The organism is Luteibacter sp. P4_D7_3 (genome assembly GCF_056401735.1).
The window spans coordinates 1-1,164 of the sequence record NZ_JBFUIT010000589.1; the positions used below are offsets into that span (position 1 = coordinate 1).

General features: G+C 68.0%; 2 protein-coding genes. Both read left to right on the forward strand.

The window, feature by feature from the left end; all coding sequences use genetic code 11:
- Positions 1-676: ACP S-malonyltransferase (locus tag AC1DSN_RS22950; protein ID WP_477333181.1), on the forward strand; the 676-nt coding region annotated here is incomplete at its 5' end.
- Positions 677-703: 27 nt separating this feature from the next.
- Positions 704-1,164, forward strand: a 461-nt coding sequence (locus tag AC1DSN_RS22955; RefSeq protein ID WP_477333183.1) for an SDR family NAD(P)-dependent oxidoreductase, incomplete at its 3' end; no start/stop codon positions are given.

The window sequence follows — 1,164 nt, forward strand, 5'->3', positions numbered from 1 at the left end:
GTCCGGGCACAGCCTGGGCGAGTACAGCGCCCTGGTCGCCGCGGGCGCCCTTTCCCTGAAGGATGCGGCGGGTCTGGTCGCTGAGCGTGGTCGCCTCATGCAGGCCGCCGTGCCGGCCGGCGTCGGCGCCATGGCCGCCATTCTGGGCGGTGACGACGCCCAGATCGCCCAGGTCTGCGAGGAAGTCGCCCAGGGCCAGGTGGTCGCTCCCGCCAATTTCAATTCTCCCGGCCAGCTGGTGATCGCCGGTCACGCCGAGGCGGTCGATCGCGCCCTGGCTCGCCTGGCCGAGCTCGGTGTGAAGAAGGCCGTGAAGCTGGCCGTGTCCGTGCCCTCCCACTGCATGCTGATGCGCGATGCCGCGGACCGACTGGGTGAAAGAATGGCCGCCATCGACTGGTCGATGCCGTCGATCCCGGTCATCCAGAACGCCGACGCCCAGGTGCACACCTCGGTTGAGAACATCCGTGGTGCCCTGATGCGCCAGCTCTATCTTCCGGTGCGCTGGACCGAGTGCGTCCAGGCGCTGGCGGCCCATGGCATCACGCAGGCGCTCGAGTGCGGTCCGGGCAAGGTGCTTTCCGGCCTGATCAAGCGCATCGACAAGTCCGTCGAGGCCAAGCCGATCGGTACGCCCGCCGACCTCGATGCCGCGCTCACCGTCGCCACGGCCTGACCCTTCCCCGTTAAGACAGGAATTCCCATGACCCAGACCCTCAAGGGCGAAATCGCGCTCGTTACCGGCGCCAGTCGCGGCATCGGCGCGGCCATTGCCGACCGCCTTGCCGCGCTCGGTGCGACGGTGTTCGGCACCGCGACGACCGAGTCCGGCGCCCAGGCGATCGGCGAGCGTCTCGCGGCCCACGGTGGCCACGGCCGCATGCTCAACGTCACCGATCCGGCGGCGATCGAAGCCCTGATCGACGGTATCGCCAAGGAGACCGGCGCGGTCTCCATCCTGGTCAACAATGCCGGCATCACGCGCGACCAGCTCCTCATGCGCATGAAGGAAGAGGACTGGAGCGCGATCATGGAAACCAACCTGACCTCCGTGTTCCGCACGTCCAAGGCGGTCATGCGCGGCATGATGAAGGCACGCAAGGGCCGCATCATCAGCATCGCCTCCGTGGTCGGCGTCACCGGCAATCCGGGCCAGGCCAATTA